This is a genomic window from Alkaliphilus sp. B6464, from assembly GCF_018141165.1.
Taxonomy (GTDB): Bacteria; Bacillota; Clostridia; order Peptostreptococcales; family Natronincolaceae; genus Alkaliphilus_B.
Map to the genome: position 1 here is coordinate 460,896 of NZ_CP058557.1, position 12,376 is coordinate 473,271.

Below are 12,376 nucleotides of genomic sequence, written 5' to 3' on the forward strand. Positions count from 1 at the left end.
CTCCTAAATTTCGAAAAAAATACCTACTTATAATTATATCGTATAAGTAGGTATAAACTTCATTTTATATTATACTAATTTATGGTTTTAGCAGTTTCTATACTTTTTGTCATCATAGGTAATTTTATAGTTACTTCATTAATAGTAATTTCTTGAGGTATAAACATATTATCACTAAATGGAGTAACTTTTACAGCCATGCCTTCTGTACCTTCTGAATCTATCATTACAGCTTTGCCAAATTGCACTTGATCCTCACTGGATATGTTTTTACCCTTTTCAAGTATACCTATGTTTCTTAATTCTTGTACTTTATTTTCATCAAAATCCGACTTTGATTTTATGCGTACAGCTCCACTGCTCTTAGTTTTCATATCATCTAAATCTGCTTCATCTATTGCTGTTGCAGCTTCTGTATCTAGTTGTTTTGTTATTTTAAAATTCGGTATAACCTTATCTCTAAATTCATCTGTTTCAACAATTTCTAAATCATTAGTATCAAAATGTATAATATCATCAGCATGAATTGCCTTTACTAATATACCAGGTTTTGATTCAGAAAGATCTATTCCTTTTAACAAGATTTTCTGTCCTACTTCAACATTAGCAGTTTGGTACTCCTCTAGATTTTTAAAGCCTAATATTGGTACAACATACTCTTTCCCCTCAGAATCTTCTACTACTAAATCAAATTCCCTAATATCTTTAATCGTACCTTCTAGAACATGTAGATCCATTTCTTGATTTGCATATAAAACATTGGTTGACTTTACATTTTGATTTGCCTCATTCGCAAATACAGGTGTAGCAATTAATGAACTTGATAAAGTTAATAGTAACGCTGTTGATAAAATTCTTTTCATGTTTATTCCTCCTAATATTTTTTTATTGTTTTACACTTTTTAGTTTAATACTTTGTTGTGTCTTTTCTGTGTACTAATATAGAACTTTTAATGAAATATTATAAAGTTACAGACAAACTAAGACTCAATTTAGAGTCAGCTTTTACTCCCACTGAACGTTAAGACGCTTATGCTCTTAGCTTTATTAAAGCTTATTTTTATCAATTAGATTGAATGTTTGATTACTACATTTACTACAACCTTTTGATTTTAGTTCTTCTATCGTTTTAATCTTCTCTGAAAGACCCACTTTAATAGTTTGGCCACAACTCTTACACTTATAAAGTCGAACTGTTTTTTTAAGTTCTCCAGTATAAAGAGGACCTTGATAAAAACTTTCCATTAATGTCTTGCTCTTACTAGTAGTTTTAAGAACTATCATCTGCCCCGTATTACCAATTATTTCAGCCCCCTCATAGGTATTGAATCTAGTCATAACCTTAGAAACTATAAGTCCCATATCTACGAAGCATTGCTGCATAGCAAATTCAAAATCTGGTGACTTGTGGGCATAAGAAAGAAAAATAGGAAGACCATTTTGTTTTTTCAAAGCTTCAATCCCTCTTGAAAGAAATAAATTCATTCCATCTAAAGTATAAGGAGGATCAGTAAAAAAACAATCAAATTGTTCTGTAAAATCCTTTGATAATGGCTTTCTAAAATCTGAACATACACATTTAATAGGCAGCCTTTCTTTCTCAGCAATATCTTTTATATAGGTAAGGACTCTATTATCAATATCCACTACATAAATAGTTGTATTACAGTGTTCTATATTAGCAAATAGCTTCTTAAGTAAAAAACCTAAAGCAACACTTACTAAGTCATCGTCTCCTACACATAAAATGTTTCTACCTACTAGTGCGTAATTTTGTAGACATAACACTGCTCTTTTTACAGCTGTATCTAAAGTACATTTTGACTGATCTATAGTAACATCCGCCAAGGGCCGATTTATAAACACTTCACTTAATGTCCTTTTAACTTCAGTAATCTCTTGTTCTTCTTCCCATGTTTCCTTCAATAATTTCATATATAGGTCCTTTCTTATTCCACGAAAGCCTAGCCTATTTTCTATGAAACTTAATCCTTCTTTAGTTAGTCTTACTCCTCTGTCTTGAACTAGTAAACCATATTTAATGAATTCTTTTTTTATGGCTACAATCACAGGTATAGGTAAAAGATTATTTCTTGACAATTCTTTATTAGAAATACCCTCTTTGAAATATATATTTAACAATATATTTTCTATTGCCTGCTTTCCTTCTTGTATATTTACATTTTTATTTACCTCTTGTATATAGTTAATCATTAATATCACTCCATTTTATATTGATTTTAGTTTTTTCACATATATTCTAGAAATTTCAGTTGCTTAATACTCTTATTACTACATTTAAACCTATAAAAAATACTTTATTAGACAATAAAAAAGGCCATAGCAACACAAAGTCACTACAGCCTTTTATATTTTATAATATATGTCAAAACAATATTCTATTTTAACCTTAATCTGAGTTATTAAATCCTTCATAAAAATTTTTAATAGCTATATTCATGATTAAAAATAAGCCAGTAAAAATTTAGAATGAGTAAATTATCAGTAAAGGATAATATAGTATATAAAATTTATTTTTTGACATAAAAATACCGTACAAAAGCACGGTTTATTAATATATTATAAGGTTGAATTCTATCCGTGTTCCTAACTTCTTCTTAAAAAACTCATCAAGAAATAGACTTGATGTAAATCAAGTTTAAAAGTTTTTTAAGAAACAACTATTCAGTTGATTAGTTAAGAACAACCTCGGACATCAAATTCTCTCCCTTTATTTTTTGCTTATTTCTAACTTGGATTATAACATATAGAAATAAATATTGCAAATATTAGTTCATTATCATATTATTACCATATTTAATTATTCTGCATTTAGTATTTTAAAATTTATATCAATAATATTTGAGCCCAATTCTATATTGTCCTTACACATTATCTATCACTTCTAATTAAATCTAATCTTTTATTTATTCTTTTTCGTAAAATGTTAAATAAGAGACTTTTAATTTTGTTATTAGTATTGTTATATTGGATAAAAAAGTCATCAGGGCTATTGAATAAGCCTAAATCCTCCATAATAGAAAAGCTTTGAATATATGTGCTTTCTCCTTTCCAACAAAGACTTATCTTTTTTTTATCCTTTACAGAAATACCATATCCTATATATCCATCATTAACATTACAAAGTTTATTTCTTACTTGATCAAGATATTTATCGTCAATAATAACGCCTTCCAAAGCTATCCACTGATTATTAAAATATACTTCAGTCCAAGCATGAACAATCTTTTTAGGAGCAAATAAATAAGTAATTCCTGTTAATGCACCTTTCTGCATCCTTTTATCAATAAAGAAACCATGAATTCTACATGGGATACCTAAAGCCCTCAGCAATGCCATTAATAAAGTACTCTTTGTATTACATTGCCCATATCCATCTCTTAATACTTCAGAGGCAGATATATCATCTCCACTATTATAGCCAAATTTAATTTCATTTCTTACAAAATCATATGCTAGCGCAATCTTTTCTTCCTGGTTTAAATAATTCCATTTTCTTTTTTTTATTAAATGCTCAATATCTGGAGTATTAAAGTCTAATAGTTTTGTTGGTTTTAAATATGTTTCCATTTAATCACCCTTTTTATTTAATTATAAAGGGTTTCTCATTATCATACTTGCAAATATCTGCTGTTTTTTATAATTGCGCTAGGAGTCATTCCCAGTTTATCACGAGCACTATTCGTAAAATGAGAAGAACTGCTAAATCCAGCTTCAATAGCTGCATCAGTAATACTTAACCCTTTAAATATCAAATGAAAGGCTTTTCTTAATTTTTCATGAAGTATATAGCTAGATAAAGATATACCAATTTCTTTCTTAAATAAATGGGATAATCTACTCTCTGATAAAAAAATCCCATTGCTTAGGTCTTTAACAGATAACTTATCTAAAGGGTAGGTTTCTATATAGCTTAAAATCTCTTGTATACGAGTATCTATCTTGCAATCTGAATTATAAATTGGTATGTTTAAAACTTCTTTTAGTCCTTTTATAAATTTACTATATTCTTCCGAACTAATAATTCTTGGTACTGACTGAATATCTAGTAAAATAATTTTATCTATATCTTCTTCTTCTAAAACATAGATTTCTTTTTCTTGTAAAAATTTTAATCTTAATGTTTCTCCAAAAACAGATTCTGGATTAATTAATAAATATAATTGCCACTCATTATAACCATATAACTTATGACTAGTATTGGAATTCAGAATAACTCCTTTTGTATAAAACTCATTTTTCTCTGTATAAATTTTAAAATTTTTATCTGATGACTTACAATTCCTAGATATACCCGCAGGGCACTTACACAACTTTGAGTTGGGGGCAAAAGCTTTATCTGAACTGAGCCTTAGTTTATCTAACCCAATTGTAATCTGAATATAGTTGTGACTATGATAATCAGTATCCACTTTATTTGTAAGAAATGTAATATGATCTTCGGCATCAAATAAAACTAATTTTTCATTAGAATTATGAATCAATATGAATTATCCCCTTTCAAAATACTATCTCTTATATTTTCTATATAATAAATCAGTGTTATAGGCAATCTAAAAAAGGTGAATTTATAATAATAACTTTATAAAACTTATTATTATTACAATTGTCATAAACACAATTCCTATAATAGCTGTTTTTTTATAGTATTCTATAAGCTCTTCACTTGGTTCAGGTTCTTCTTCATACATCCATCTTCTACCCCACAAAAAACTTTCTTCAGGTTCTATATATTGCCATATTAATAGTCCATATATAGGTATTGAAAATACTATTAATATGAAAAAACTAGCTATATCCAATGCTATCCCCCCTACAACAATTCTATATCCTCTATAACTCTATACCCCTAATAATCCATTATTATAGAAACTATTTCATACCTTTTTTATAATAATCCGTTCCCATATTCCATAGCTTAGTTGTAAATGTGTCCTCTTCGTTTTCTTGATCTGTCATAAATGACATTATACTTTCAATATCCCCCGACATTTTATCTGCTTGGTGTAGAATTTGAGCCTCTACTGTTTTAGGCAGTACTGGTGAACCAAACTCCAAATGCCCATGATGTGATAAAATACCATTTAAAATAATAAGCTTATCATCTTGATCAAAATCTTCTATTTCATTTATAACATTTAGAGTAGTATGAGCACCTAAAAATATATGACCTAGCATAGTGCCTTCTTCTGTAAAACCAACACTTGGAAGTGCTTTATACTCTATAATCTTTGCCCAGTCATGAAGCATTGTCATAACAATTAAGCGTTCTATTTGTCTTTCAGACAGTTTTTTAGTAGTAGCCACTGTATAACCAAACTTTAATACTTCTAGAGTATGTTGCAGTAGCCCATGATAGAAATTATGATGAACTTGCCTCGCGGCAGGATGGGTGGAAAACTTTTTAAAATAGTCGCTAGAGAAAATCATTCTATCAATTAACTTCTTCATATGAGAACTCTTTACTTTTTCATAGAAAAAGTCCAGTCCATTTTTCATACTATCTATTCCCCAATTACTAGTTGGAATAAGGTCCCCTATATTTACATTATCCATATTAGCCTTTTCAATCTGTTTAATAGTAATTTGAATTTGACCTTGATACTCTCCTACAACAGCTTTTATATTGATAGCATCTTCTGGGGATAGTGAATTTATAAACTCTTCATTTTCTTCATAATCCCAATATTTTGCTTCCATAGCTTTAGAAGAATCCTGTATTATAAGGTCAGCATACCGCTTTCCATTTTTTGATGCCTTAACCTTTATATCACTCATTAGAACTGTAGTTTCAAAGGTTTGACTTATATAACTTTTATTAATATCCTTTAATTGTTTTATACTCATGTTTACCTCCTATAATAAATTACGTCTTATCTTTTCTAAAATCGCTGCCAATATTAACACCGTAGCAGCTCTAATAAAATTCTTTAATATACTACCATATCTTTCTGACCTTCTATATTTATTCTATATAATATGCCTAAATCCTGCCATGGTACTTTGATATTTGGAAGTTTAAGTAAATGATGTTAATAGTAATAATTTATTTGATTAATAAATATTAATTAGGGTAGATATGTTTATGGACATATAAGAAAAACATATGTAAATTTATTTTAGGAGGAGATTATATGAACGCAATGACATCATCAAACTTAAAATCTGCTTTCGGGGGAGAAAGCATGGCGCATATGCGCTATTTAGCATGGGGAGAATTCGCTAAAAAAGAAAGATTTCCAAATGTAGGAAACTTATTTATAGCTACTGCTTATGCTGAGCAAGTACATGCCCATAACCACTTTAGAGAACTTAAAGATCAAGTAGGAGATGCAGATGTTACTGCTGGTGCAGGTTTTGGATTAACAACTACATCTGAAAACCTTCAAGGTGCTATTAATGGTGAAAAACATGAAGTAGAACAAATGTATCCAGCTTTTATGGCTGTTGCAGAACTACAAGGTGAAAAAGGAAGCTTACGTTCATTTAAATATGCTATTGAAGCTGAAAAAACTCATATTACATTATTCTCAGCTGCTAAAGCTGCTGTAGATAGTGGAGTAGATTATGATCAAGATACAGTTCATGTATGTAATGTTTGTGGTCACACATTAGCAGGTGACTTAACTGATTCATGTCCTGTATGTAAAGTAGGAGTTAATATGTTTAAAACATTCGCAACTGAAGCTGTCTGTGCAGAAGCTTAATATAAATTACTAACATATTAATACATAAAAAAGCATCTTCGATGCTTTCGCTAGGAAACCCTAGGTTTCCTTCGACGACAGCAAAGCTGTCTGAGCACCTTCCTTAATACGGGCAGGGGATTTCATCCCCTACAACCCCTACTTTTTATAGTATAAGAGAGTATACTCTCTTATACTATAAAAAACCTTCCTATTTAATTTAATGTTTATAGGAAGGTTTTTTCTTATTTAATTAACTTTGCCGCATCCTTGTCAATAATTAAAGTAACGTCTGGATGAGCCTGTAAAATAGAAGCTGGTACTTTAGTATTAATGTATCCATTAGTCATATCTCTAATGGCTTCAGCTTTGCCTTCTCCACTGGCTAATAGTATTATCTTTTTAGCTTTCATTATTGAACCAATCCCCATAGAAATAGCTTTTTTAGGTACATCTTCTTCATTATCAAAAAATCTACTATTATCTTTAATAGTTTTTTGTGTTAAATCAACTATATCAGTATCCACACTTAACTTATATGCAGGCTCATTAAAGCCTATATGTGCATTTCCACCTATACCTAGCAGCTGCATATCAATACCGCCTGCTTCTTTAATCTTTTCCTCATAATTTTTACATTCTTCTTCAACACTTTCAGTCATTCCATTAGGCAGATGGATATTTTCCTTCTTTACATTGATATGATTAAATAGTGTATTCATCATAAATGAATAGTAGCTATTTTCATTTTCTATTGGAAGTTTATAATATTCATCTAAATTAAATGTAGTCACATTAGAAAAATCTATTTCTCCTCTTTTGTACATAGCTATTAATTCTTCATACATTCCTATTGGAGTACTACCTGTGGCTAAACCTAGAACACTGTCTGGTTTCAAAACAACTTGACTAGCCATAATTAAGGCCGCTCTCTTACTGACTTGTTCATAGTTTTCTTCTATATAAATCTTCATTGAAATACGCCCTTCTTTCCTATTAAACTTTATTCTTCTTGCAAATTTTATTTAAAATCACTTTAATTATAACATGAAATTAAAAGTGGACAAAAACATTTTAAATATTACCTATTATATTTTTCTTCTCCTTGTACATAAGCTTTTTGTATTTCTATATTTTCATCAAATATAATAATATCAGCATCTTTTCCTATATCTAAGCTCCCTTTAACATTATCTACACTTAATAGTTTAGCTGGATTTAGGGTTGATAACTGTATAACTTCATTTAAAGGTAATCCAGTAGCCTCTTTAAAGTTTTTAATAGCCTTATTTATTGTTAAAATACTCCCTGCTAAACTACCATTTTCAAGCCTTGCACTGCCGCCATTAACAGTAACTTTTTGTCCACCCAAATCATACTCTCCATCCTTCATACAACCTGCTCTCATAGCATCTGTAATTAAAATCAATTTATCCTTACCCTTTATATTCATTAGAAGCTTAAACAATTCGGGATGAATATGAATCTTATCAGCAATCAATTCACAAGTAATATTGCTATTGAATATTGCTCCAACAACTCCTGGATTTCTGTGATGCAATGGAGTCATTGCATTAAAGGTATGGGTAGCATGGCGTATTCCTCTCTTTATGGCTTCCATTGCTTCTTCATAACTAGCATTAGTATGCCCAATGGATAAAACAATTTCTTTCATCTCTAATACTCTATCTATGAACTCTATTCCACCCTCAACCTCAGGAGCCATTGTAATAATTTTTATAACATCTAAATAGTCTTGTAAATACTTGATATGGGGTGACAATACATAGGTTTCATTTTGTGCTCCTTTAAACTCTGCATTAATAAATGGTCCTTCCATATGAGCACCTAAAATCTGTGCTCCTTCCATATCTATATTCATTCCTTGTCTAATTACATCCAAAGCATTATAAATATCTTCTATATCCATAGTCATCGTTGTAGGTAAAAAGGAGGTTGTTCCATTCTTAATAATAGTTTTACTTATTATATTAAGGGCATCTATATTTCCATCCATAGTATCGCATCCACCAGAGCCATGTATATGAATATCAATAAACCCCGGCGAGATGTAATTTCCCTTTGCATCAATCAATTCTAAGTCAGTGCGATTAACGAGTTGACTTTCATCTATTATTTCTACTATTTTATTATTAAATAATAAAACCTTTCCTTCATCAATACTATCACCTAATATTAGCTTTCCATTGTGCAATGCTTTCATATAAATCACCTACTTATTTTATATTACAATAATTTATCCACATACTTTTCTTCTATAGCTTAAGATCATCCACAATTTCACGGGTGTGTTGTAGATATCTTGTAATTTCCCCAAAATTATCCTTAGCAACACCTATAAATAATATATCTACTACTGTTAGCTGGGCAATTCTAGAAGCAATTGCACCAGTTCGTAAATGTTTTTCTACACTGGCAGTATATATATTAATATCTGCCAAGTCACTAATAGGATGTTTACCGTACTTAGTAATAGAAATAGTTATTGCACCTTGTTTTTTTGCTGCTTCTAATGCCTTATATACTTCTAATGTTCTTCCACTATGAGAAATACCAATAGCAACATCACCTTTCTTTATATGAATAGCTGATGCTAATTGAGTATGACTGTCTAAAAACATATTTGCCTGTTTATTAATTCTCATAAGTTTGTATTGTAAATCTAAACCTACTAGTCCGGATGCACCCACTCCATATATATTTATTTTTTTAGCCATATTTATAGCTGTAATAGATTTAGAAATTGCTTCCTCATCTATTACACTTACAGTTTCCTCTATTGCCTTTATATTACCTAGTGCAATTTTTTGTATTATTTCTCTAGTATTATCATGGATCCTTACTGCCTCGTATACACTGTCATCTCCAGTATTTCCATTTATAGCTACAGACTTTGCTATATCTATTTTGAGCTCTTGAAAACCATCAAACCCTAGTTTTCGGGCAAACCTAGTAATACTAGCAGCACTAGTCTTGGATACCTCAGCTAATTCTCCAGTAGATAATTTTGAAACATTTTCACTATTGTTGAATATATAATTAGCAATTTTTTTCTCCGATGGTGTTAATTCATTAAATACTTCCCTCATTTTTAATATGGAACTCAATCTATCAACTCCGTTCTACTGTTACTCTATGATTGTGAATTCAAAGCTATCCCCTGGCTTAATTAAATCAATGAGTAGTCCTGCATTCTTACAATCACCTACAACATTTATTCTTTCATCTCTTTTCATATCTTTCTTCAGAATTTGCAATTCTCCTTCATATCTTAAATAACCTTTATTATCTATAGTAACACAGTATTTCTCTCTCTCTATTGTATTTCTTGGATCAATTACAGACTTTTTCTTAATTCTAGCTTCTTGAGAGCGGATAACAAATTCGCCAGGGTCCATTCTATTAGTATGAATACCTTTTAATATTTCTTCTTCTGATGATGATAATTTTCCAAATAGTCTTATTGGTAGAGTTATTATATCGCTTTTAATTTTGGATAATCTCTCTAGCTCTTCTTTAGATGCAAATGGATCACCTATTAAAACCTCATCTACATATCCTTTCAATAAATGCTGAGTCGATATGATAGGATCAATATCTCTATGGGATTCTATAGTCGGTAGCCCTTCATATATAGGGCCTCTTTTTCCTACTTGAGATGGAATAAAGGCCATTACATTCATGCCATGAGATTTAAACACTCTATTGCGCTCAAGCATTAGTTCATAAGAAATACCAGTATCTCTTCTAGGATAATAATTGTGACAAACCTCCATATTTTTAAGATTAGCCTTAAGCTCTATTAATTGATTTAAATACTCTTCTGAAACAGTACTAGCATTAAGCTGTACTTTAAATAGAAGTGTATTTGAAAGATTAGCTACTTCTTCAATAGTAAATCCGAAATCCAATCTTAGAGCATGTATAGAGTATTTTTCTATATCTATTTTATCCATATAACCCTTAGATATATCAATTATTAGCTCCATTCCTAGTTCTTTTGACTTGTCTAGTATCTCATTAAATTCTTCGTATACATTATTATTAGATTCTGGAATATGAAAGGATGTAAATACTTTTTTAATTCCATAGCTACTAGCTAATTCCATATATTTTAAGTTTTCTTCCAATGTAGAGTTCATTCCATTGTAAATTGAAATTCCTATCATAATTAGTAAACCTCCTCAAAATTTGGTTTTATTATATTATAAAATAATACAGAAGAGATTTGATTTCTCGTTCTGTATTATTTTAAATAATTATTTAAATTTATATTTTAAAATTTACTCAACTGGATCTTCAAAACCTAATAAAGAAGTTGCAATAAATCCTGCTACATAAGCTATTACAACACCTAGAAGATAGAATACAATTTTATTTGGAGTTATTAAAGTTGCTAAAGGGAGACCTGATAATCCCATACTAATAGATCCAACTTTAAACATTGCATTAAATGCTCCACCAAATGCGGCTCCTATACAAGCTCCAAGGAATGGTCTTCCTAAAGGTAAGGTAACACCATATATTAAAGGTTCTCTTATTCCTAAAATACCAACAGGTAAAGCACTTTTTACTGTTCTCTTTAATCTCTCATTTTTAGTTTTCACATATACTGCAAAAGCTGCTCCTACTTGGCCTGCCCCTGCCATAGCTAATATAGGAAGAAGTGTGTTTACACCAAGCTTAGTAATTAAATCTGCATGTATTGGTGTTAATCCTTGGTGTAGTCCTGTCATTACAAGTGGCAAGAAAGTACCAGCTAAAAGAGCTCCAACAACAGGTCCACCTGTTTCTATGGCACTTGTAACAACATTACCTATACCATCTGAAATCATTCCTCCTAAAGGTTGGAGTACTATCATTGCAACAAAGCCAGAAATTAGTATAGTTAAAAGAGGTGTAAATATTAATTCTAATGATTCCGGTATAGATTTTCTTAATTTCTTTTCTATAAAAGATGAAAATGCAACTACTAATAAAACTGCAATGATTCCACCTCTACCAGGTACTAGTGCCTTACCAAAAAGTTCAACATCTGCTAAGCCTGGTGCAAGAAGAATACCAGCCATAACTCCACCTAGAGCTGGAGAACCACCAAATTCTTTTGCAGCATTCATACCAACCATTATAGCCATATAAGCAAATACTGCATTACCAAATATACCTAATAGGGCGGTTAATGTTCCTGGTTGTACCCATTCCCACTTTGTAATTAGGTTATTAATACCCATAATCAAACCAGAGCCTATAAAAGCAGGAATAAGAGGAATAAAAATATTAGAAATCTTCTTTAATGGTCCACTTAATGAACTTCCATATTTAGATTTCATTTCACTCTTTACTTTGTCAGCTTCGCCAAACTTGATATTTTCTGATACACCAGCAATTTTTCTTACTTCTTCAGCAACTTTAGTTGCTGTTCCTGGACCTACAATTACTTGTAGTTGCCCATCAGATTTTACTACCCCCATAACACCTTCCACAGCTTTTAGAGCATCCAGATTAACCTTGCTTTCATCCTTTAAGGTCATTCTTAATCTTGTCATACAATTTACTGCAGTTTTAATGTTACTACCTCCACCTACCTCGTTGATAATACTTCTAGAAAGAATATCAATTTTGTTTGGAGCTTTACTACTCATATAAAT

12 protein-coding genes are annotated in these 12,376 nt (G+C 30.5%); 1 reads left to right on the forward strand and 11 read right to left on the reverse strand.

The window, feature by feature from the left end; translation table 11 throughout:
• Positions 1–74: 74 nt before the first annotated feature.
• The 6 genes from HYG84_RS02085 to HYG84_RS02110 form a co-directional block, all read right to left on the reverse strand.
• The gene (locus tag HYG84_RS02085) at positions 75–863 is read right to left on the reverse strand and encodes a hypothetical protein (protein ID WP_212380362.1); all 789 of its coding nucleotides are present in this window, start codon (positions 861–863) and stop codon (positions 75–77) included.
• Positions 864–1,047: 184 nt separating this feature from the next.
• Positions 1,048–2,214, reverse strand: coding sequence for a bis-aminopropyl spermidine synthase family protein (locus tag HYG84_RS02090; RefSeq protein ID WP_212380364.1), 1,167 nt, complete (start codon positions 2,212–2,214; stop codon positions 1,048–1,050).
• 678 nt (positions 2,215–2,892) lie between these two features.
• The gene (locus HYG84_RS02095; protein ID WP_212380366.1) at positions 2,893–3,591 is read right to left on the reverse strand and encodes a transglutaminase-like domain-containing protein; all 699 of its coding nucleotides are present in this window, start codon (positions 3,589–3,591) and stop codon (positions 2,893–2,895) included.
• Positions 3,592–3,632: 41 nt separating this feature from the next.
• On the reverse strand, positions 3,633–4,505 hold the full coding sequence (locus HYG84_RS02100) for a helix-turn-helix domain-containing protein (protein WP_212380368.1): 873 nt from the start codon (positions 4,503–4,505) through the stop codon (positions 3,633–3,635).
• Positions 4,506–4,589: 84 nt separating this feature from the next.
• Positions 4,590–4,823, reverse strand: coding sequence for a hypothetical protein (locus HYG84_RS02105; protein ID WP_212380370.1), 234 nt, complete (start codon positions 4,821–4,823; stop codon positions 4,590–4,592).
• A gap of 70 nt (positions 4,824–4,893) precedes the next feature.
• Positions 4,894–5,868 (reverse strand): 3'-5' exoribonuclease YhaM family protein, encoded by a 975-nt coding sequence (locus HYG84_RS02110; protein WP_212380372.1) that lies wholly within the window; start codon positions 5,866–5,868, stop codon positions 4,894–4,896.
• Positions 5,869–6,155: 287 nt separating this feature from the next.
• On the opposite strand from HYG84_RS02110, the gene HYG84_RS02115 reads away from it, so the two are divergent.
• Complete coding sequence (locus tag HYG84_RS02115) at positions 6,156–6,728, forward strand: rubrerythrin family protein (RefSeq protein ID WP_212380374.1); 573 nt, start codon at positions 6,156–6,158, stop codon at positions 6,726–6,728.
• 224 nt (positions 6,729–6,952) lie between these two features.
• On the opposite strand, the gene nagB is transcribed toward HYG84_RS02115, so the two are convergent.
• The 5 genes from nagB to HYG84_RS02140 all read right to left on the reverse strand — a co-directional run bounded on the left by nagB (position 6,953) and on the right by HYG84_RS02140 (position 12,370).
• On the reverse strand, positions 6,953–7,681 hold the full coding sequence (gene nagB / locus HYG84_RS02120; protein ID WP_212380376.1) for a glucosamine-6-phosphate deaminase: 729 nt from the start codon (positions 7,679–7,681) through the stop codon (positions 6,953–6,955).
• A 107-nt stretch (positions 7,682–7,788) separates the two neighbouring features.
• Complete coding sequence (nagA, locus tag HYG84_RS02125; protein ID WP_212380378.1) at positions 7,789–8,931, reverse strand: N-acetylglucosamine-6-phosphate deacetylase; 1,143 nt, start codon at positions 8,929–8,931, stop codon at positions 7,789–7,791.
• Between the two features lie 52 nt (positions 8,932–8,983).
• Complete coding sequence (locus HYG84_RS02130; protein WP_212380380.1) at positions 8,984–9,817, reverse strand: MurR/RpiR family transcriptional regulator; 834 nt, start codon at positions 9,815–9,817, stop codon at positions 8,984–8,986.
• A gap of 39 nt (positions 9,818–9,856) precedes the next feature.
• Entirely contained in the window at positions 9,857–10,897 is a 1,041-nt protein-coding gene (locus HYG84_RS02135; protein WP_212380382.1) for a DUF871 domain-containing protein, read from the reverse strand.
• 114 nt (positions 10,898–11,011) lie between these two features.
• Positions 11,012–12,370: a PTS transporter subunit EIIC gene (locus HYG84_RS02140; protein ID WP_212380385.1), complete on the reverse strand. Its 1,359-nt coding sequence runs from the start codon at positions 12,368–12,370 to the stop codon at positions 11,012–11,014.
• Positions 12,371–12,376: the final 6 nt, after the last annotated feature.